Source organism: Planococcus maritimus, assembly GCF_001687625.2.
GTDB classification, from domain to species: Bacteria; Bacillota; Bacilli; order Bacillales_A; family Planococcaceae; genus Planococcus; species Planococcus maritimus.
In genome coordinates this window covers 659,825-680,071 of record NZ_CP016538.2, presented here as the reverse complement: position 1 = coordinate 680,071, position 20,247 = coordinate 659,825, and the positions used below count along the sequence as shown (strand labels likewise).

Below are 20,247 nucleotides of genomic sequence, written 5' to 3'. Positions count from 1 at the left end.
TTCCAATCCGATCGTAGGATTACGCTTCTATATAAGAGCGTTCCCTTTTTCGGGCTGGTTCACACCCCTTGTCCCTGTGCACCACACAATTCCCACACAATTTGTCAGGGCACAGCAAAAAGACGCATCCGCTTCGGCGGATGCGTCAAATTGTGTGATGCACAGGGACAGACCTACACCGAAATGCAGCTGTACCAAGTATTTTCCTCTTCAAATTGTGTCTTGCACAGGGACAGCGCCCGTTTCCGCAAACACCATTCGCCAGCCGATTCCTATCGCCACCACTAACACCCCGGCGTACACATAAATCCCGTAATGAAAGGCGTTCGCCAGGAAATGCGCACCGATAAAGGCCCCTGTGATCAAAGTCAGCAGCAGCATCTTCGCGCCGCCTGATTCCTGGGCAAATTCGAAGGACATGGAAAATGGCAAATCGCTGCCGTTCGCGATTTTATAGGTGATCAAGGTTTGCAGCAAGCCGCCGAGTAAAACGGCGGCGAGGTCCGGCAAAATTCTTGCTGAGAATATCCAGATAAAGACCAAGGATAAAAACACGAAAATCGGAATATACAATTTCACAAAAAAGGCTTTCAAGGTTCCGCTGTGAATAGCTGAAATCCGCTCAATCGGTGCCGCGCGGAAAAGCCAGCTGCCTTTATAGCCTGCTGAAAACTTCAGCATGAACACAACACTCGGAATGATGACATTGCAGAAATAGATAAACATGAACATATTGCCATCTGCAATCTCCTCTAAACCGCCGTCCACTGAATAGGTGAAAATAAAGAGAAATGGGAAAAACAGCGCCATTCCGAGCACGGGAAATACTTTCAGTTTGAATTCCCGTTCTTTTTTCATCATCGAAGCAGCAAAACGGTAAAATACGCGTTCTTCCTTCGAGCGGCATAGCCACTTAGCGCCCGCCTCATCCAGCCAATTAATGGATTTCTTGCGTGTTTTCGTGTCGCTCAACAGCTTTTCAAGATTGCGTTCAAAGGATGGCATCAGCTTGGCGTAAGCATAGATCGCGACCAGCGGAATCAGCACTGCAAGCACTGTAAAGGCGATGAAATAGTTCGAGGAATTGCCGTTTAACAAGACTTCAAACGGCGCTCCGTACCAAAGCGGCGGAATCAGGAAATGCCACCAGCTGAACGTGTAGGCCATATCCAAATCGACAACTTCAAACGACCGGATCAATACTTGATAGCCCACGACCACTCCGACCGACAGCAAGATCTGGACGTAATTGATGATATCTTTTAATTTTTCCCCATCGAAAAAACGCAGGATGAATAAATACAGCAGCGAAGTCAAGACGACGACCAATAAAATCGTCAAGACGAGTTCAATAAAGAAAATGATTGAAAAGACGATGCCGTGCCGAAACAGCCCGACGAGGAAAGGGATCGCCGTAAAAGCCCCAGCGACAAAAGTCATGTAAATCATGATATGGACAATTTTTGCCGCCGCGATGGTCTTTTTATCGACCGGCTTGGTCTGGATAATGTTCTTATCCCGGACATCCAATAGCACCACGGAAAAATCGGAAATCATCGACGTCATCAAGATGAACAGGATCATGCCGAACACGATGCTCACTTGATATATATAATTTTCCCCGAGCAATAAAAACGGGATTAAGATCAAACTGTATAAGCCGTAGATCCACAGCGATTTCAGGAACTGATTGCCTTCTTTTTTCTTTTTGCCATTCTCGGCGAAAATCGTCGGCACGCGCCGCTCATCCATCGTCAATTTGATGCGCAATATTTTTTCCATGACTTCATAATCGACGCCCAACCGGAGAAAGATGCCTTTGAAAAAAGCGAGAAACTTCAACGATTGAAACTCACGCATAGTCCTCGACCCCTTGCACAATCGACACGAAGTCCTTGGCCTTGTTGCGGTGTTCTGTAAAGCCGGTCAATTGATTGAAAATGCCGGAAAGCGAACCTTCCTCACTCATCTCTTTCAGTTCTTCAAACGTCGAATCCGCCACCACTTCCCCTCTCACCAGCAGCACGATGCGGTTGCTGATTTTCTCCACCAAGTCCATGATATGCGACGAATAAAAAATCGTTTTTCCTTGCGCCGCCAATTGCGACAGAATCTCCTGGATCACCATCATGCTATTGGCATCGAGCCCACTGAGCGGCTCGTCCCAAAACAATAAGTCCGGGTCGTGCAGCAAACTCGCGGTAATCAACACTTTTTGCTTCATGCCTTTTGAGAACGAAGAAAGCCGGGAATGTGCCACGTCTTGCAAGTCGAATTGCTGCAGCAGCCGCTCCGCCTTTGTCTGCGCTGCATCCCGGTCCATGCCGTACAACTCGCCAGTAAACACCAAATACTCCATCGCCGTCAAATTATCATAGGCTTCCGCATTTTCCGGCACATAACCGATCTTCTTTTTGTAAGAGGGGTCGCCTGATGCGATATCCTGTCCGAAAATCACCACTTTTCCTTGGTAATCATCGATCAAGCCAAGCATGATTTTCACCGTCGTACTCTTGCCAGCTCCGTTCGGCCCGATATAGCCGATAATTTCGCCACTCGCCACTTCGAGATTGATGCCATTCAATACTTGCTTGCCACCGTAATTCATCGTCAAATTCTGAATCGATAGCACTTTTTCATTTTCTCTAGTCATCTAAAAACCCCTCACACTCATTATGTGTATATTCTAACATTTAACTGGGTAGATTTGGGATTTTTTACCGATTTCGTGGGAATCAACTAAAATTGTGTGATGCACAGGGACAGCAAGGCGCTGAAACCCAGCTGTTGCAAGGTTTTCCTCTCTCAAATTGTGTGGCGCACAGGGACACACACGAATGCTATACTAAAACTACAGAATTCTACGAAAAGGAGTCCGTGCTTATTTTATGATGCGATCCCTACGATTCAACGGCAGCCGAATAGTCAAAACCGGTCTCGCCATCTTTTTAACAGCAACAATTTGTGTCTGGTTTAACTGGCCACCGGTTTTTGCAGTCATCACAGCTATCGTCACAATCGAGCCGACCGTCAGCGATTCAATCAAAAAAGGCTTGGTCCGGTTTCCAGCTTCCGCGATCGGTTCAGCCTTTGCCGTGCTATTTATCACCTTGTTTGGGAACTCCCCGATTACCTATACGCTCGCCGCAGTCGCTACGATCTTGGTCTGCTTCCGTCTTAAGCTACATGCCGGGCTATTGGTCGCGACTTTGACGTCTGTTGCGATGGTAGAAGTCATTCACGACCATTTCCTGTTTTCGTTCTTTATCCGTTTAGGAACGACGACGATCGGTCTCGTCGTTTCGACTGCCGTCAACATGCTCGTCTTCCCGCCGAACTACAGCACTGATATTTTAAAAAGCATCCATAGCATTAGCGGGCGTGCCGGCAGCATGCTCGAACACACTTTCCAAACCATCCTGTTTCATCCAGAGGCGAACCTGCAAGAAGACAAGAAAATCGCCAAACAACTGACGAGTGAAATTCGTAAGACGGAAACCTTGATTCATTACCAGCGCGACGAAGCAAGCCTCTATCCGTGGGTCCGCAACCGGGAAGCCGAGCTGCAGATGGCCGAACGGCAATTGCTGTTTCTCGATAATTTTGAATATCACCTGAATGCACTGCTCCGTGTCCCGTTCCAGGAAATCAAATGGACACAAGCAGAACGGGAAATCATTATGGCAGCCGTCACAGCCCTGGCCAATGACCTCGGACAGTCCATCCACTTCGACCGCGAAAAACACGAAAAGCAATTGCGCAGCATTCATAATTTGTTCTGGGAAAACAGCAAGCAGGCCGTCCGAAGCGACCAAGTCCAGCCCGCCATGTTCCCCCCGGAATTCACGATTCTCTACGAACTTCTCACGATCTACGACTTGGTCGATAAGTTTTTCGACCCAAATAGCGTCAAAGCCGCGCAGGAAGCGGAAAAATGAAAAAGGCCCCACCGGAAACTGAGGAGTTTCCGGTGGGGCCTTTTTCGGTTGAATTGTGTGGCGCACAGGGACAACTACAACTCCAGTGCGATCCGAATATGCGCCAGATGATGCTCCTCGTGCCACGACAGTTTCGCGAGGGTTTCAGCGACGCGGATTTCACCATCGGTTTCATGAATGAAAACACGATCCAATTGCGCTCCCGTCACATAGTTGCCAAGCGCCACGATCCGTTCGTTCAATCCTTCTAGCATGCGGATCGAACTTTCTACCGGCAGGCGATTATCCGGCAGATAGGCCCATTTATCCTGGTCAAATTCAGACACAGTCGGCTGATATTCTGTCAGCGCCAGCTTCAATCGCTCATACAACGCTAATTGCGAATCCGCCACATGATGCACAAGCTGACGAATCGTCCAACTGCCATCTCTATATGTTTTGTTCAAGTCTTCATCACCCAAGGAATCCACCAATTCACGAAGCCGCGTCGTGTAGCTATCGATTTCTCGGAGCCAATGATTGACCTCTTCAGCCGTCACCTCGTCTGGCACTTGCATTTGTCCGATTGGAAATTTCACATCCATTTATCTGACCCCTTTTCCAAGCTCATTTAGAAAACGCTCTCTTCACGCTCAATATATCAATGGAGATTCCATTTGTAAACATGCCTTAGTTGTACTCGAACTTGCGGCAAAATCATCATCTGTCCTCTATCATTCCTTATAATATTCCACACTTTCCGTCGCTCCTAATTCCACCGGTGTAATCGTGATGCTGCCGCCTTCTTTAATCAACCCATCCTCGCCAAATTCTGTCCCCGGCTCCAGGGTGATTGTGAAGGTCGGTTTGCTTGGATCCCCTCTCACCACAAGCGTATAGATGCCAAATTGTTCGGTGTTTCGGATGTTGTAATAATATAGTTCACCATCATTTGCATACACCAATTCATTATTGTCCGACATGAAGTAGTTCTCTGGATTTCCCGGCTCTAACCATTTGCCGATCAGGCTGACCGCGACATTTTGATAGCTGACGTAATCGCTGCTTCTGAAATTATAAATTTGATGGTCGATTGTGCCATAATCGCTCGTTTTGTACGTCAAAGCCGCAATATCTTCGGCGGTCCATTGGAGTTTATAGCCCTCATCTTCCAGCACTTTATATGTCGAACTGCCTTCTAGCACATCGACTTCCCGACCGAACAAGAGGCCTTTTCGCTTTAGCCGGGCCGTCTCTTTCTTCATTTTCGGATATTCTTTCAAAATCACTTCATGCTCGCCATTTTCCGATTCCGCGATCAGCACATTCGCATCGCCCATGTAATAGAAGAACGTCGTATTCGCCGTAAATAAACCGATCGCGATCAGCGCGAATCCCCATTTCACATAAACGTTCGAACATAGCCAAGCCGCCCCGCTCAATAGGAAACCGATGATTCCGTAGTTAATCAAATAAAACTGCCATTCATGAATAAGCCCGTACCCTCTCGGTTCGGCAATCCCGATAAGCAAGGCTTGAAAAATCGCCAGTATCAACCCCGCGGCAAGCAATATAATTCCGAGTACCTTCTTTCTATTCATTTCGGATCCCTCGCAAATTAAAATGTGCCATAATTTCTCCGTAAAGTGCATCCCCCGAAGCAATCGGATCCCATGTCACACCGGCATTCACGCTCCGGAAAATCAGTGTTTCTGCTTCACCGTTCGCGCCGTCCCGAACCGCTGCCAAATGACCGGTTTGCCCATCGTCTATGAAATCGATGTACAGTTCTTTGTAGCCACGTTCAAGGTCTTGAGTAGCGGTTTGCGAAATGCTGCCGACGCTCCAACCTTGCCCCCGGCTATCGGTTTTCAAGATGCTGATGTTTTCCGGCCCGCGCCCTCCGTAAACAATGGCAATGTTATCGGGCGATATGTACATATTACTTCGTGAAATATCATCGAGATAATCGTTCACGCGCGCGTATCCCAATTCATGATCGTCCGGCACTGGAATCCAGCTCTCGCCTTCATTCACCGTGATGAAAAGTTCTGTTTCATAAATCACGTAATCTTGTTCCGTGTCGACTGGCAAAACCGTTTCCTTTGTTCCCGGCACCGGGTGCGATATGATTTTATCGACATCCGCCGTCACTTCCGGAAGCGACGGTGCTTCGGCAACCGCAGGGCTCTTTGCCACGTATTCTAAATCGATACTGGCGATGGTGACCATGCTCACTTTGAAAGCCCCGTAACTTAATACGAGCGCCAACAAGCCGACTAAACTGATTTTCAAAACCTTCATAGCATGTCCTTTCCAAAAAGTAGTAATTCCATTTTAACACGCTTCCGAAGCAGCAAACGCCTAAGCGCTATTCTCTATTCCATTCAAGAGAAGTTCTATGATTCCAGAAGTTTCATTTCTTTCTGCTGCATAGTGCCCACAACATACTCGCCGTTTTCCTGGCCTTCGAAGGTACTTCGTTTATGAAATGGCTGACGGTGACGAACCTTAATGAAAAAGCCACACCCAATCTCCTTGCACTCACTATCAGCACTATGCTGTTGCTGTTTATTATCGGTTGGATGTTCGAGGGCTTGGAAAAACAATAGATCGCCTTTCGATGACTAGTCACCTCAATTCTTCCTGAACAAGCCCGAAGTATTTTGTTGATGGAATAAAAAATGCCCACGCTACCGAAAGCGCAGGACACAGATTATGATGGACATATACCTTCTCATTCTTTCTTCACAAAGTAAACCTGTCCCCCTGGCAGTTCCAAACAGTTCAACTGCCCGCCGTACACCGCGCCCCCATCAATCCCGATGATGCGGTTTTCTCCGAAGTAGGGACCGTAATCCGCTGTCCCTCTCATTGTATAGCTCGGCGTATGGCCGAAGACGACCGTTTTCTCCCCCGCATAGCCGCGATGAAATTCATCGCGAATCCACATCAATACGTAAGGATCTGTCTCTTCGACCGGCACTCCTGGCTGGACACCGGCATGGACGAAGAGATAATCATCCGTTTCAAAGTAAAACGCCGTTTCTTTTAAAAACTCAACATGTTTCCAAAACAATTCCCTCGATGGCAGGGTCATGCCTTCGATAGAAGCGTCATAGCTCTGCAATGTCGCAAGTGCGCCGTTGCGCAGCCAGATTCCCGCTCCGGCGGTTTCGCCTTTCGCTGCTTCGAGCATCATTTGATCGTGATTGCCGCGCAGCACAATGGCGCCTTGTTCTTTCAATTCGACGACCCGCTCCAACACGCCTTTTGAATCCGGCCCACGGTCCACGTAATCGCCAAGCAAAACCAGCTGATCGTTTGCCGGGTCGTAGCCCGCTTTGTCGAGTACTTTATTAAACAAGCCCAATTCTCCATGAATATCGCTGATGGCTAAGATTCTTTTCACCCGACACCCTCCTCGCTTTCGAGTCTTCTCGCTGTTCTGGATTTTCCCGTTTGAAAAGGAAGGAAAACTATTCCCCTTACACTGCAGCATAACAATTCCAGCGGGGGCTTACTAACTAAACAATAAAGCCGCAATCCGCGTGTATGAAAAAGCCGGATTTGAAAAGCTCGAACAAAATGAAGACGGCCTTGCCATGAAGCTGTCCTTTTAATGCCCCCTGTCCAGGCAGCGCCTCTCTATGAGCAGGCTGCTTGGTTGGGGGGGGGGATCTATTCACGAGCAAAGAATCAGTTGGTTTCTGGCCGGACGCTGTTAAAATAGGCTTCCCAAGATTGATGTTCTCTTCCTGTTGCTTCTCGGTAATGGCTCTCGTTATCGAAGGCGCCGCCGTTGATGCCTTGGTAAATCCCTGTGACGACCGTGCCGATGAATTCGCCAAGTTCCGCGATTCGTTCTTGCTTGAATTGTTCTGCACTGATGGCCGTGTATGTTAACTGGGCGTCAAATGCCGTGTTCAAATAAGCTGCCAGTTCGTCCTGGCTGATGGCGTGTCCGTGCAAATTGTAAATATTCGAATGATGCCCGTCTTCTGTCAGCATTTTCGCATAAGCATAGGCGAGTTCCGTTCGTGTCGTGTAGCCGCATTTGCTGTCGCCGGCGCAATTTCGGATGCCGCCTTCTTGGATATAGCTGTCGATGTATTCCACATCCGGCTCGATGTAAATCCCGTTGCGCCCGATCACCCATTCGAGCCCGCTAGCCATCACGTCTTGCTCCGTTTGCCGGTTGCTTTTCACGATCGGCGAAAAGGCCGTCTGCTCTTCCGGCCCTTGGATACTTGTGTAGACGATTTTTTTCACGCCACACTTTTGCGCCGCTTGAATGACATTGCGGTGCTGCGGAATGCGCTTGTCCGGCGCATCCATACCCGATACCAATAATAAAACATCGACGCCTTCGAGCGATTGCTCCAGTTCCTCGAGATGATTGTAATCGCCCGGCCGCACTTCCACGCCTAAATGCGCCGCTTTTTCAGGTGTTCTCGCCAGTCCAATCACTTCGTCTTTCGCGCGCAAGGCGAGGAGTTCCTCGATGATTGCTTCCCCTAATTTGCCGCTCGCCGCTGTCACTGCTATTTTCATCTGCGTGTCCTCCTTTGTTTTCACTGCATCCGAATCCACTGCCGGCACGTTTCTCACATCTGGATCGTGGTGCACATCATCCTACAGTAAACCAATTAAGTCAGCGGATTCCCGTCTTTAATTGTAGTTCCCCGTTTGCTCATAAACTCCTGCCAAAACAGTCTCCTAATTGTCTTTACCCCTTTTCCGCTGCTCTCCTATAATGCGCCATCCTATCATTCCTTTTCAAACATACGTAGTTTTCGGTTGCATCCATCCTCCATAGCTGTTAATTTTAGAGTGACCGTTATATCTAAACCCATTGGAGGATGGAGACCATGAGCACGAAAAAAGAAGATTTATTGGCGGCGGCAGAACAGCTGTTTTACCAGCACGGCTTTCACGCCATTGGCTTGAAGGCGATTGTTCAAGAAGCGGACGTAGCGCTGATGACTTTGTACAATCACTTTAAATCAAAAGACGAATTGATCTTGGAAATCTTGACCCGCAGATCGCAAGTCTATATGGATTATTTAGAACAAGGCAAACAACAGACAAGCGGCACAATCGCTGAACGTTTCGCTACTGGCCATTTGAATTGGCTAAAGGATACCGCTTCTAATGGCTGTATGTTTTTGCGCGCCAAAGAAGAATTCATGAGCGAGCCCACTCATCCGATTGTCCAACTCGTGACAAACCATAAAGAAGACACTCAGCAATTGTTCCTATCGAACGGGCTGACACCTACTGAAGCGATTCGCTTATCGTTGCTCTTTGAAGGAGCCGTTTCCTTAGCCGAATTTTCTCCATTGGATGAAGTCGAAGATGGCTTGATGGCCCTGGTGCAACATTTATAAGTAAGCGGATCGCTTACTTTTTTTACCGCGAAAGTATAGTGACCGTTCTATCTATAAAACTAAAGCTAAAAATTTTTACCATCAAAATAGAATGACCGTTCTATATAATAAAAGGAGTGAATAATCATGTGGAAAATCGTTTTGCCTGGCATCGCCATGATCGGCGTCACCTATGCGTTCGCCAGATACAGCTTCGGCTTGTTCTTGCCGGAAATCAGCAGCACCTTAAACTTATCTGAAAGCCAGTCGGGATTGATCGGTTCGGTGGCGTATGCTGCCTACACACTGGCCTTGGTGACAGCGGCTATGTTCATTCATAAAATGAGCGCCCGTCACGTCGTATTGTATTCAGGGGCTACCGCTGTTATCGGCATGCTCGGAATGGCGGCCTCTCAAGGATTCTACACGCTCGCCATCAGCGCATTTGTTGCGGGGCTCGGCAGCGGCTGGGTGTCACCCGCATTCAGCCAAGTCGTCGCACAATCGCTTGAGAGCCGTGAGCGCGACAAAGGCAATACGTGGATCAACACCGGCACGAGCGTCGGAGTCGTCGCGAGCGGGCCTGTCGCATTGGCATTTGCCGAACAGTGGCGCTGGGGCTATGTACTGTTCGCGCTACTCGCTTTCTTGACCTTCTGGTGGAACGCTCGGACGATTGAACGCGCCAAAGAACAGCCGGAAGAATCTACTGGCAAACAGTTTACACTCAGCATGCTCGGCCAAGTGCGTTTCATGATTATCGCTGCAATCGGCATCGGCTTCAGTTCCTCCATCTACTGGACCTTTTCACGCAGCTACTTGACCGAAGTGCACGATTTCTCTGTAACGGGAAGCACCATCTTCTGGATCATCATGGGCGCCTCTGGCATCATCGGCGGCATCGCGGGGACCATCATTCAACGCATCGGGCTCGGCTGGTCTTATCGCCTAGGCGTGTTGGTCGCGACCGCCTCTCTCATCACATTGGTCATTCCGCACGCAGCCGCCATCTACTTGTCGGCCATCTTGTTCGGCATCTCATTCATATTCATGACCGGCTTATTCATCGTCTGGGGCACGCGCCATTTCCCGGATACACCTTCTGTCGGCGTCAGCTTGTCGTTCTTCTCGCTCGGCGTCGGGCAATCGCTCGGCTCCATCGCGGCAGGCGCCTTGATCGATGGCATGTCTTATCCGATCGCCTTCCTGTCATTCGCGGTGATTGGCTTGTTGTTTATCTTCATTAAAATGAATGCTCAGCCTGTCTCTACGCAGACGAGTAGACCCCGTCCCTGTGCAGCACACAATTCCCACACAATTCGTTCTGATGAATAAAAAACAAAGACACATCCGCTAGCTTTTGCAGCGGATGTGTCTTTAATTGTGTCTCGCACAGGGGCATTTTTTCACCAGATCCCTTTCAACACAGTTAACTGGACACTCGAATTGTATCTTGCACAGGGACATCAAAACTCCTCATGAGTAGCCGGATCCATATCAAACAACCGGCCATTTGGGCGGGACAATTCCGAAATCGCCGCCATTTCGCTGTCGCTTAATTCGAAATCGAAAATGGCCAGGTTTTCGCGCTGGCGCTCGGGCGATGTGGAACGCGGAATCGACACCGAGCCGATTTGATATTGCCAGCGCAGCACCACTTGCGGGACCGTTTTGTGATGGGCTGCCGCAATCTGGCGAACGGTATCATTCGTCAAGATATCCTCCGCCCTCGCGATTGGGCTCCATGACTGCGTTTGGATGTGGTGCTCGGTATGCGCTTTGCGCTGATGCGCCTGATTGAAAAACGGATGCAACTCCACTTGGTTCACGCTCGGTGTTACACCCGTTTCTTTGATGATGCGCTCTAAGTGCTCAGGCAGGAAATTGCTGACGCCGATCGAGCGGACGAGTCCCCACTTCTGCGCGTCAATCAAAGCTTGCCACGCTTCCACGTAGGTGTCTTGATTGGGCAGTGGCCAATGAATCAAATACAAGTCGAAATAATCCAGTTGCGCGCGGTAAAGGGATTCCTGAATCGCGACCAAGGCTTTTTCGTATGTGTGGTAGCGCCCCGGCAGCTTGGAGGTCACCCATAGCTCGTCGCGCGGAATACCGCTGCGCCGAATGCCTTCTCCGACCGCGCCTTCGTTTTCGTAATTATACGCCGTATCGATTAAGCGGTATCCAGCATTGATACCGCTGCTGACGGCGTTAGCCCCAGCATTGCCCCACAGTCCGTATGTACCGAGCCCTGTCACCGGCAAGGTCGTGCCGTCATTTAATGTCATTTCTGGAATTGCTTTTGCCATTCGATTCCACTCCTCTCAAGTTTATTTTCAGATTACTCTTACATATATGCGAATTCAAATCATTCGGCTTCCGAAATTTTTTGGGGGAATAAAAAGAGATCCGCTCCATTGTCGAATGGAGCGGATCCCGAATTGTTTCTTGCACAGGGACGTCGCGTCACACAAACGCTGCTACCTCAAGGTTCTTGCCCGGAGAATTGTGTGGTGCACAGGGACACGCACTACTACTTCTTCTTCCCTTTCCCTTTCTCCACAATCTCAGCTTCAACACTCACTGCATCATAAATCGAATTCGCAATGAAGCGGTAGCTGTGTTCGGTATGGGCACGGAACGCGAGAGAGTTGGCAAACAAATTAAATGTCGTCTCTCCCTGCTCAGCCGTAATCGCCATCGTTTGGCCTTGTGCTTGTTCATAGCCAGGCCACCAGCCGGCGAGATAGAAATCGTCTCTGTTCTGGAAGCTTGCAAGAACTTCTGCGCCTTCAGGAACGCCTGAGATCCACGAACCGGTTGTGACATAAAGGTTTTCTTGTTCTTCGTACCCAGCCGTCAACGGATGTTCCGCGACGTCTGCTTTCACGAGTCCTTCGTGTCTGCTTCCCGTGCTCGTATACGCAAAGCCTGGAAGCAATCCACTCTTACTGACTGCGTTTAACGCAGGTGCACCGATTCCGACAAAAGTTTTGCCGGTCACTTGTGCTGCGTCGAATGAACCGCCATCGCTGACGATGACATCCGCTCCTGCAGCGTCCGTCAGTTCAAAGCCAAGCTGACGCAACGAGAAGTTCAACTGCGCAGAACCGGTTGCTGCAACACTCGGCTGCTCCAATAATTCGGTGTCCGCATTTTTGCCGTTGCCGAATACTTGCGTTTCAAAATAATAATCATCCGCATACGCGCGAAGATCGTTCGTTGCGACGACGAAATCTCCGGCTTCCGCTTTTCCTTTACTCTCTGTCAGCACTTCCACCGTCTTGCCATCAGCAAGCAACGCGTTAACGACACGGATCGCATCGTTCGTGGAGTTCTCCAAAATTTGTTTCGGCGGGTTGCCTTTTACGGTACTTGTCGGAACAATCGCTTCTTCAAGTTCCTGAGTCTTTCCATCAAATGCATTTTCAACACGAACTTCTTCCAGATCAAAACCTCTCAAGTCAGAGAAATTAACGACGATCGGGTCATACATCGCATCCCAATCAGATACGTCATCGCCTTCATAAAGCATGGCATTCGCCAAGCCGCGTTTCGCCTGGTCCATCGGCACGATGAATGTGCCTTTCGGATAGGTCACACCGTCCACCTCGACAGGTTTCACGGTCTTCTCCACTTCCACGCCATTGCGAATCAAATAATCCGCCATATTATACGCTTCCAACGCATTCTTCTGATTCTTGTCATCTGTTGGAATCACGTAATAATCAGGGAAGAAGTTTTCATTATCCCCGCGGTCGCGGCCGATCACTTCACCTGCCGCATTGACGTAATATTCATCGACGGCACGGTTATCTTCCCCGTCCACGCCGCGCTTGAAAATCTCCAATTGCTCTTTATACAATTGGTCTTTATTGTCATGCACATAATTCGCCGCACCTAGGCCACTGCCGACTAACGCATTATAGCCGTCCTGGCTCAGCGTCGGCACTTCGATCGTATGGCCGAGCGAACCATGAAGCATCGCATAAATCGCCGTATAAGCTGGCGTCATATCATCCCAACCAGAACCATAGCCGTCTTTGGCAATGAAATAAGACGTCAGCTCTGAATTCGCGATACCGGCATTGCCCATGGCATTCGCTTGTTCCATCATATTGTCGATCAATAAATCGTATTCAAAGTTCGGGTTATGCGGCGGTGTTGCCGGTTCGATTAAGAAGCCGTCCACATAACCGTGGAAATCCACAAACGATAACGGTGTCCATTTTGAGAGCACTTCATTCACTTGCTGCGTTTCCACTTGCGTCTGGTACGCATTGTCGCGGTTCAAGTCAAAACCCTCGGCATTCGCGCGCGTGTTGGCCGCTCTGCCGTCCGGGTTGCTCGTGAACATATAAAGGAAAATCGCATCGTCGAGCACTTCGTCGACGTTCAAATTCTCTTCAAATTCCGTGTCGCCGTCTGTATTCATGAATTTCACTTCGTCTTCCAAAGCGAATTTCTCCAACAATTCAACTTGCACATCCACGCCTTCCACTTCATCCGGGTGGATATTATTGAACCAGATCGGCACTTGGTAATCGCCCATCGTATCGTTCTCAAGTTTTTCAATTAAACTTTCCGGATCTTCGAGTGCAGTCGGTAAAGTTTCATTCAAATACTGATCGACTGCTGCTTCATCTCGAGCCAAAATGACGAAATGAATATCGCGCCCTTCCACCGTTTTGCCGACGGTCTGATACTCCAGGTAACGATCGTTGTCCGCATCTTGTTCAGCGGCTTCGAAAATATCATCGATCGCCGGTTTTAATTCATCGTAAAACTTGAACTCATCGTAGACATTCAATTCGACGGTCGCTGCCGCTTTGTCACCGCTTGCCGCATCAACCAGCGCCAGTTCATAATCGCCGATAAATTGCTGGTATTGCGTGCGGATCGTGCGGTTGGACAAATCATCCGTCCCGTACAGCAAACCGAATTCCAGCACTGCGGTGATTTTGTTCGTGCCTTCTACAAAAGAAGGTTCTTCCACGACGGTGATGAACGGGTCGCCATTGTAGCTTTGGCCTTGGGTCCATTGCTGCCATTCAGACAACGGCTTTCCGCCAAACTGGAATTCGACATCTTCCAAATCGACCCCTTCGCCCAAATCAGCCGACACTTCAACAGTGCGCGCTTCGGTCAATGAAAAGACCGAACGGCTCACTTCAAGCGCAGTCGCTTGTTCAGTGGAGCTTGCCCCCGTTTCATTTGCGGCCATTGGCGGCACAAACGCTGACAATACCAGCACTACCGAGAGCCATCCTGCAAAAACTTTTTTCATCTACTCAACATCCCTTCACCTTGTAATTTTTATTACCAGATCCCAATATAACAGAATATTTCGCAATCCGAAGTAGCCAAAAGGAGTAATTATTAAAAATAGGACTTTATTCCAGTTAATGAAATATTCCTTTCGCGACTAAAAAAGAATTAATTGTGTGGCGCACAGGGACATCGCTACACGAGAACCTTGATACAACAGGGTTTACACCCCTGAAATTGTGTCTTGCACAGGGACATACGCGAAAAATCCGCCGAATTGTGTGGCGCACAGGGACGCCACAGCCTAAAAACCCTGCTACACCAAGCTTCTCAACTCTAGAATTGTGTCGCGCACAGGGACGCCACAGCCTAAAAACCCTGCTACACCAAGCTTCTCAACTCTAGAATTGTGTCGCGCACAGGGACACATAGGCAAAACTTTATGCAAAATTAGGAATTCATGTACAATTAAAGAAGATACACCAAACCAGTGAGGAGCCTACATATGGAAACAAGCACTTTCAAACTGATCGAAGCAACAATCGAAGATATCCAACAAGCATTCCGCGAACAAAAACTGACCTCTGTCGAATTGGTCCAAGCCTACCTCGACCGAATCGAAGCCTACGACCAAAACGGCCCGAAAATCAATTCCGTCCGGGCGATCAATCCAGACGCCTTGGCAATCGCAGCCGAGCTGGACGAAAAACGAGGACAAGACGGGCAAGGTCCGCTTTACGGCATCCCTGTATTGCTGAAAGACAATATCGAAACAAAAGACCCGATGCCGACGACTGCCGGTGCCATCGCGCTTGAACACAATTTCGCGAATGAAGATGCGTTCGTGGCAAAGCAACTGCGCGATGCCGGCGCCATCATCCTCGGCAAAGTAAATTTGAGCGAATGGGCGTATTTCATGTCGCAAGACGGCCCGAGCGGCTATAGCTCGCTCGCCGGCCAAGTGAAAAATCCGTACGGCATCGATGTTTTTGAAGCAGAAGATGTCGGCGGCTCAAGTTCTGGGACGGGTGCTGCAATTGCGTCGAACTTCGCAGTGGTCGGTGTCGGCACGGAAACCTCAGGCTCGATCCTCAGCCCATCCAGTGCTAATTCCATCGTCGGCATCAAGCCAACCGTCGGGCTCATCAGCCGCTCGCGCATCATCCCGATTTCTGAAAGCCAGGATACTGCTGGACCAATGGCACGCACTGTGACGGATGCGGCCATCTTGCTCGGCGCGATGACTGGCGTCGACGAACAAGATCCGGCAACACTGAAGAGCGAAGGCCAAGCACTCACCGACTACACGCCGCATCTCAAAGCAGACGGTTTGAAAGGCGCCCGCATCGGCGTCGATCTCGCGTTTTTAAACAATGAAGCACCGGAAGAACGTGCCATTATGGATGCAGCCATCGAGCAAATCAAAGCACTCGGCGCTACCATCGTTGAACTGACGATTCCACAAAAAGATTTTGAATCGGACGTGTTATGGTATGAATTCAAGCGCGGCGTTAACGACTATCTCGCCACTACACCTGAAGACGTGCCGGTTAAATCACTAGCAGACGTCATCGACTTCAACAAGCAAGACCCCGAGCGCCGCATGAAATTCGGCCAAGCTGTCTTGGACAAAGCCCAATCGCTAAGTGACGACCCGAACGACGCGACGTATTTGGAGCACCGCGAAATCGACTTTCGTTCTTCTACTTCAGAAGGCATCGATCTTGTCGTGAAGCAGCATCAGCTCGACGCATTATTGTTCCAAAACAACCGCGGCGCAGCGATGCCGGCAAAAGCCGGCTACCCGTCGATTACCGTGCCAGCCGGCTACATAGCAGATGGCCATCCGGTCGGTGTGACGTTCAGCGCACAGGCATTCAGCGAAGCTCGATTGATTGAACTGGCATATTCTTACGAGCAAGCGACGCAGAAACGGATTGTGCCGGATTTGGAGTCGTACTGAATTTTATAGACACGAAAAAACACCCTCCATTGAGCGGCGACAAATGCCAATCGCTCAATAGAGGGTGTTTTTTGCGATGAATTGTGTCTTACACAGGGACGCTACACAACACAAACCCCTATACATCAATGTTCTTGTCCGCAGAATTGTGTGGTGCACAGGGACATTCACTTTCACTTTCTCCGCGGCACATACGCATAAGCCTGATCATCCTCTGTAACTTCAACCAACACTTCAGACGGAATTTCCTGTTCTTCTTTCTGCTGCTGGTCAATCTTCACAGGTGCCAGTTCTTTCAAACTCTCCAAATTGCGGTACTTCAACGCCTTGAGGCCGAAGTTGATCTTCACTTTATAATTTTCTTCAATGCTTTTCACTTTTTCTTCAATGCCTTGAATCAACGCATGATTCTCCGCCACGATTTCTGCCAAAGTCTGCGATTTCACGTCGGCTTCTTCGTAATTCCGGATGGTCCGCAGATACGGCTCGTAGCATTCCTGGATAAACTGCACATTCAACAGCAATAATTCCTGCTTGGCGTTAAAGCGTCCGATAAGTTGTTCGTACTCCTTTTTCACCGGGGCGTCTCCCCATTTGCGCAGCGTTTCGTGCTCTTTTAACCCTTCCACGTCTGCGACGATGGCTTTCAAATCTTTTGTCAGCACTTTCAAATCTTGTAGCGTCGCTGTGTAAAAGCCTTCGATTTCCGCGTCTTCCACGCCGCCGAGCGTGATTCCGTTTCTCCGGAAGCGTTCGATGACTTCTTTGAAATAGCCAAAACGCGCGTCGATTTTCCCGGCGAAATCGTGTTCACGGTGTTGGATGAGCGTCTCGAGTTTTTTCTCCATGCTCTTCAAAGAACTTTGAATTTCCATGAGTTGCTGCTGGCCGACCACGGTCGTCAACAAGCTCATGCTCGCATGCGCAACAAGCGCGGGATTCACCCGTTTCACCAACACCGCCTGCTCGTATATCCCTTTCACGCCGTCTTTTTTCACTGCCGGCACATAACCCTTGCCGTTGACCCGCTCAATCAGCGTCATGCTCTTATCCTTCAAGCCCTTGACCACTTCCGGGCTGAACTCTACGCGGAAGGTCCGGCTTTGGTGGAAAATCACCGCTCCGTCTTTTAAGGTCTCAGCGATCACAGGAATCATATTCGCCGGAATCTCGATTCGCTTGTAGCCGCTCTTAACGAGTTCCGCATCCTCCACTTCGGTCACGACCGGGTTCAAATGGCTATCGTCGTCTTCCGGCTCAGGCTCCTCAATTTCAAGCTCTTCTTCCACGCTTTCACTAGGCGTTTCTTCTATTTGAATGGATGCGTCTTTATTCTTTTTGAAGTAAATAAAGGCGCCCCCTGCTATCACTACGATTGCCGCAATCAAGAGATACATATATTCCATACTCGTTGCCTCATTTCTTTGGTAGTTCATATTTTACTAAAGAACCGATCATAAAGGATAAAAGAAGCTTACCAGTCACTTTAAATCTCTTCCCTGCGCGCGAGGAAGCTAAAACGATTTACGAAAAGATAAAAAAACTCATCAAGCACCTTTCATTTCTCGAGTTTAACAATTAGTTATTCACCTGCCGTTTAGGCGGTGTTTACCGAATATATAAGATATCGAATAACATAGTATTTTCCAGAAAGCTTTGGTATTGTAAAAATAAAAGCAGCGGTATACCGGACCAGAAGGAAGTGCATAAAACCCATTATGAAACGCTATTTGATGCTCTTTGTTTACATCACTTTCTTATTCCTATCGATTTTTTATGTCACTGAACAATCTGCCGAACCGATAGCAGAAGACCAGAGCCGCTTGCTACCAGTGAAAATGAAAGCGATAAAAGCGACCGACAGCACAGCCGAAATCCAGCAAGTGGTCCTTGATGCCAATTCACAAGGAGATTCCATCGCGATTGCCGGCATGCAGCACAGCCAAGGCGGACATACTGTGTATCCCGACGGCATCTTGCTGGATATGAAACCGTACAATAAAATTCTAAGATTCGATGCCCACGAAAAAACTATAACGATCCAAAGCGGAGCAACTTGGCGTGACATTCAAGACTATATCAATCCATATGGGCTGGCTTTGAAAGTCAGCCAGTCCCAAAACATTTTCACTGTCGGCGGCTCTTTAAGCGTCAATGCACACGGCCTTGATATCCGGCAAGGCAGCTTGATCGACACCGTCGAATCACTTCGCCTGCTGGATGCAAACGGCGAGATCCTGACACTCAGTTCGGATCAGAACCCCGAGCTGTTCAAAGCGGTTGTAGGAGGCTATGGTTTATTCGGCGTCATTCTGGACGTGACATTGAAACTGACGGACGATGAAATGTATGAAATCCATTCTGAACAGCTTCAGTACGATGAATACAATGATTATTTTAACGAGAGCGTCAGAGCAGATGAAAAGACGAAGATGCATTTGGCGCGAATTTCCTTATCCCCTGACTCGTTTTTGGAAGACATGTACGTCATTAATTATCAGGAAACGGAGCAGGAAAGCCTTCCCATGGAGCCCCAGAAATTAAAACAGGAGACCTTGATCGCTGTTCCGAAATTTTTCCTCGGGCTTGCCCGGCTGAATGAGCAAGGGAAAAAAGTGTTCTGGAATACCCAGAAAACCTATTCCGCTTCGATTGATGGGAAATTGATTTCGCGAAACAACGTCATGCGGTCGGATTCCGAATTCATGGAATACAGCCATCCCGAAAACACCGAAGTCCTTCAGGAATATTTTGTTCCTGTGGAAAATTTTGAAGCGTATATTGACGACTTGAGAGAAACCTTAATTGACGAAGACCAGTTCAACTTATTGAATATCACCATCCGCTATGTTGAAAAAAATGAAAAAGCAGTGTTGTCTTATGCGAAAGACGATATGTTCTCGCTGGTTCTCCTAATCAATCAAGGAACCGATGCACAGAGCATAGAAGATACTGGAAGGGTCGTCCGAAATATGATTGATGTGACGCTCGACCACGGCGGGAGCTATTACTTGCCGTATTTCGGCTACCCCACTAAAGAACAAATGGCTGAAGCATACCCACGGACGAGCGAGTTTTTCGACTTAAAAAAAGAATACGATCCAAGCGAGCGGTTTGTGAATATTTTCTATGAGGAGTACAAGCAATGAACTATAAACGATTCATCGTCTATCAAGGAACCATCGTCATGGCCTCAAGCATGATCTTCCCGTTTTACATCTTGATGCTCAGAAACGTTGGAAATTCCTACTCCCAGTTTGGCTGGGCTTATGGACTGTTTGCGTTGACCGCTGCCATTTGCTACCCGCTCATCGGCAAAATCGCTGACCGAGCGGGCGACCGTGTGCTGCTCAGCATCTACTCCTGGGGGATGGCGCTACTATTGCTCGTCTTTCCTTTAGCAAATGAAATATGGCATGTCTATCTTCTTCAAATCTTTATGGGAGTGCTCGGGGCAGTCCAAAAAAATTCCGAAAAAACCATATTGGCGAGGCACGTCTTAAAAGAAACCGCCGGAAAAGAAATCGGCAATTACCACATTTGGACATCAATTGCCGCAGCCATAGCGGTCATCGCCACCGGTTATTTAGTGGACTTTTTCACGATATCGAGCATTTTCTATATCGCCTCTGCACTATTCGCCTGGAGCGGGTTTTCGATTATGAAAAAAGACAAAGCCTTGCCCGAGTTGCAAACTTAACACCCATATAGCGAATTTCGCAGTCGCTGG

At 48.7% G+C, this 20,247-nt stretch carries 16 protein-coding genes; 6 read left to right on the top strand and 10 right to left on the bottom strand.

Annotation, left to right across the window (positions count from 1 at the left end):
• Window positions 1-210: 210 nt before the first annotated feature.
• Window positions 211-1,860, bottom strand: a complete 1,650-nt coding sequence (locus BBI11_RS03505) for a hypothetical protein (protein WP_068460672.1) — start codon at window positions 1,858-1,860, stop codon at window positions 211-213.
• The gene (locus tag BBI11_RS03500) at window positions 1,853-2,653 is read right to left on the bottom strand and encodes an ABC transporter ATP-binding protein (RefSeq protein ID WP_068460670.1); all 801 of its coding nucleotides are present in this window, start codon (window positions 2,651-2,653) and stop codon (window positions 1,853-1,855) included. Before BBI11_RS03500 ends, BBI11_RS03505 begins: the two co-directional genes overlap by 8 nt.
• A 238-nt stretch (window positions 2,654-2,891) precedes the next feature.
• Between BBI11_RS03500 and BBI11_RS03495 the strand changes: the two genes are divergently transcribed.
• A complete protein-coding gene (locus BBI11_RS03495) occupies window positions 2,892-3,938 on the top strand; it encodes an aromatic acid exporter family protein (RefSeq protein ID WP_068465574.1) in 1,047 nt (348 codons plus the stop codon).
• Between the two features lie 74 nt (window positions 3,939-4,012).
• Here BBI11_RS03495 and BBI11_RS03490 read toward each other — a convergent pair whose 3' ends face one another.
• The 5 genes from BBI11_RS03490 to BBI11_RS03465 form a co-directional block, all read right to left on the bottom strand.
• Window positions 4,013-4,522: a YfiT family bacillithiol transferase gene (locus BBI11_RS03490; RefSeq protein ID WP_068460668.1), complete on the bottom strand. Its 510-nt coding sequence runs from the start codon at window positions 4,520-4,522 to the stop codon at window positions 4,013-4,015.
• Between the two features lie 129 nt (window positions 4,523-4,651).
• Window positions 4,652-5,518: a hypothetical protein gene (locus tag BBI11_RS03485; protein ID WP_068460666.1), complete on the bottom strand. Its 867-nt coding sequence runs from the start codon at window positions 5,516-5,518 to the stop codon at window positions 4,652-4,654.
• Window positions 5,511-6,221, bottom strand: coding sequence for a beta propeller repeat protein (locus BBI11_RS03480; protein ID WP_068460664.1), 711 nt, complete (start codon window positions 6,219-6,221; stop codon window positions 5,511-5,513). The genes BBI11_RS03485 and BBI11_RS03480 overlap by 8 nt, the downstream gene beginning before the upstream one ends.
• 433 nt (window positions 6,222-6,654) lie before the next feature.
• Entirely contained in the window at window positions 6,655-7,329 is a 675-nt protein-coding gene (locus BBI11_RS03470; RefSeq protein WP_068460660.1) for a metallophosphoesterase family protein, read from the bottom strand.
• A 287-nt stretch (window positions 7,330-7,616) separates the two neighbouring features.
• Entirely contained in the window at window positions 7,617-8,471 is an 855-nt protein-coding gene (locus tag BBI11_RS03465) for an SDR family oxidoreductase (protein ID WP_068460659.1), read from the bottom strand.
• A 317-nt stretch (window positions 8,472-8,788) separates the two neighbouring features.
• Here BBI11_RS03465 and BBI11_RS03460 point away from each other — a divergent pair, with 317 nt between their 5' ends.
• Together BBI11_RS03460 and BBI11_RS03455 are read left to right on the top strand one after the other, a co-directional pair.
• Window positions 8,789-9,307, top strand: a complete 519-nt coding sequence (locus BBI11_RS03460; protein WP_068460656.1) for a TetR/AcrR family transcriptional regulator — start codon at window positions 8,789-8,791, stop codon at window positions 9,305-9,307.
• 126 nt (window positions 9,308-9,433) lie between these two features.
• Window positions 9,434-10,621 (top strand): MFS transporter, encoded by a 1,188-nt coding sequence (locus BBI11_RS03455; protein WP_068460654.1) that lies wholly within the window; start codon window positions 9,434-9,436, stop codon window positions 10,619-10,621.
• Window positions 10,622-10,752: 131 nt separating this feature from the next.
• Here the strand turns inward: BBI11_RS03455 and BBI11_RS03450 are convergent, their stop codons facing one another.
• Together BBI11_RS03450 and BBI11_RS03445 are read right to left on the bottom strand one after the other, a co-directional pair.
• Window positions 10,753-11,595, bottom strand: coding sequence for an aldo/keto reductase (locus tag BBI11_RS03450; protein ID WP_068460653.1), 843 nt, complete (start codon window positions 11,593-11,595; stop codon window positions 10,753-10,755).
• Window positions 11,596-11,819: 224 nt separating this feature from the next.
• Window positions 11,820-14,573 carry a M14 family metallopeptidase gene (locus tag BBI11_RS03445; protein ID WP_068460650.1) on the bottom strand — a complete coding sequence of 918 codons (2,754 nt, stop codon included), beginning with the start codon at window positions 14,571-14,573 and terminating at the stop codon, window positions 11,820-11,822.
• Window positions 14,574-15,059: 486 nt separating this feature from the next.
• On the opposite strand from BBI11_RS03445, the gene BBI11_RS03440 reads away from it, so the two are divergent.
• Window positions 15,060-16,517: an amidase family protein gene (locus tag BBI11_RS03440; RefSeq protein ID WP_068460648.1), complete on the top strand. Its 1,458-nt coding sequence runs from the start codon at window positions 15,060-15,062 to the stop codon at window positions 16,515-16,517.
• Between the two features lie 173 nt (window positions 16,518-16,690).
• Here the strand turns inward: BBI11_RS03440 and BBI11_RS03435 are convergent, their stop codons facing one another.
• Window positions 16,691-17,923, bottom strand: a complete 1,233-nt coding sequence (locus tag BBI11_RS03435; protein WP_068460646.1) for a DUF1572 domain-containing protein — start codon at window positions 17,921-17,923, stop codon at window positions 16,691-16,693.
• A gap of 312 nt (window positions 17,924-18,235) precedes the next feature.
• Between BBI11_RS03435 and BBI11_RS03430 the strand changes: the two genes are divergently transcribed.
• Window positions 18,236-19,666: an FAD-binding oxidoreductase gene (locus tag BBI11_RS03430; protein WP_083388997.1), complete on the top strand. Its 1,431-nt coding sequence runs from the start codon at window positions 18,236-18,238 to the stop codon at window positions 19,664-19,666.
• Window positions 19,663-20,217: an MFS transporter gene (locus tag BBI11_RS03425; RefSeq protein ID WP_068460644.1), complete on the top strand. Its 555-nt coding sequence runs from the start codon at window positions 19,663-19,665 to the stop codon at window positions 20,215-20,217. Before BBI11_RS03430 ends, BBI11_RS03425 begins: the two co-directional genes overlap by 4 nt.
• Window positions 20,218-20,247: the final 30 nt, after the last annotated feature.

What these genes read in the sequence shown, in the direction of transcription:
- BBI11_RS03425 (WP_068460644.1), top strand. Translation starts at nt 19,663, where the DNA reads ATGAACTATAAACGATTCATCGTCTATCAAGGAACCATCGTCATGGCC.
- BBI11_RS03505 (WP_068460672.1), bottom strand. Translation starts at nt 1,860, where the DNA reads ATGCGTGAGTTTCAATCGTTGAAGTTTCTCGCTTTTTTCAAAGGCATC.
- BBI11_RS03440 (WP_068460648.1), top strand. Translation starts at nt 15,060, where the DNA reads ATGGAAACAAGCACTTTCAAACTGATCGAAGCAACAATCGAAGATATC.
- BBI11_RS03500 (WP_068460670.1), bottom strand. Translation starts at nt 2,653, where the DNA reads ATGACTAGAGAAAATGAAAAAGTGCTATCGATTCAGAATTTGACGATG.
- BBI11_RS03480 (WP_068460664.1), bottom strand. Translation starts at nt 6,221, where the DNA reads ATGAAGGTTTTGAAAATCAGTTTAGTCGGCTTGTTGGCGCTCGTATTA.
- BBI11_RS03450 (WP_068460653.1), bottom strand. Translation starts at nt 11,595, where the DNA reads ATGGCAAAAGCAATTCCAGAAATGACATTAAATGACGGCACGACCTTG.
- BBI11_RS03435 (WP_068460646.1), bottom strand. Translation starts at nt 17,923, where the DNA reads ATGGAATATATGTATCTCTTGATTGCGGCAATCGTAGTGATAGCAGGG.
- BBI11_RS03445 (WP_068460650.1), bottom strand. Translation starts at nt 14,573, where the DNA reads ATGAAAAAAGTTTTTGCAGGATGGCTCTCGGTAGTGCTGGTATTGTCA.
- BBI11_RS03485 (WP_068460666.1), bottom strand. Translation starts at nt 5,518, where the DNA reads ATGAATAGAAAGAAGGTACTCGGAATTATATTGCTTGCCGCGGGGTTG.
- BBI11_RS03455 (WP_068460654.1), top strand. Translation starts at nt 9,434, where the DNA reads ATGTGGAAAATCGTTTTGCCTGGCATCGCCATGATCGGCGTCACCTAT.
- BBI11_RS03495 (WP_068465574.1), top strand. Translation starts at nt 2,892, where the DNA reads ATGCGATCCCTACGATTCAACGGCAGCCGAATAGTCAAAACCGGTCTC.
- BBI11_RS03460 (WP_068460656.1), top strand. Translation starts at nt 8,789, where the DNA reads ATGAGCACGAAAAAAGAAGATTTATTGGCGGCGGCAGAACAGCTGTTT.
- BBI11_RS03490 (WP_068460668.1), bottom strand. Translation starts at nt 4,522, where the DNA reads ATGGATGTGAAATTTCCAATCGGACAAATGCAAGTGCCAGACGAGGTG.
- BBI11_RS03430 (WP_083388997.1), top strand. Translation starts at nt 18,236, where the DNA reads ATGAAACGCTATTTGATGCTCTTTGTTTACATCACTTTCTTATTCCTA.
- BBI11_RS03465 (WP_068460659.1), bottom strand. Translation starts at nt 8,471, where the DNA reads ATGAAAATAGCAGTGACAGCGGCGAGCGGCAAATTAGGGGAAGCAATC.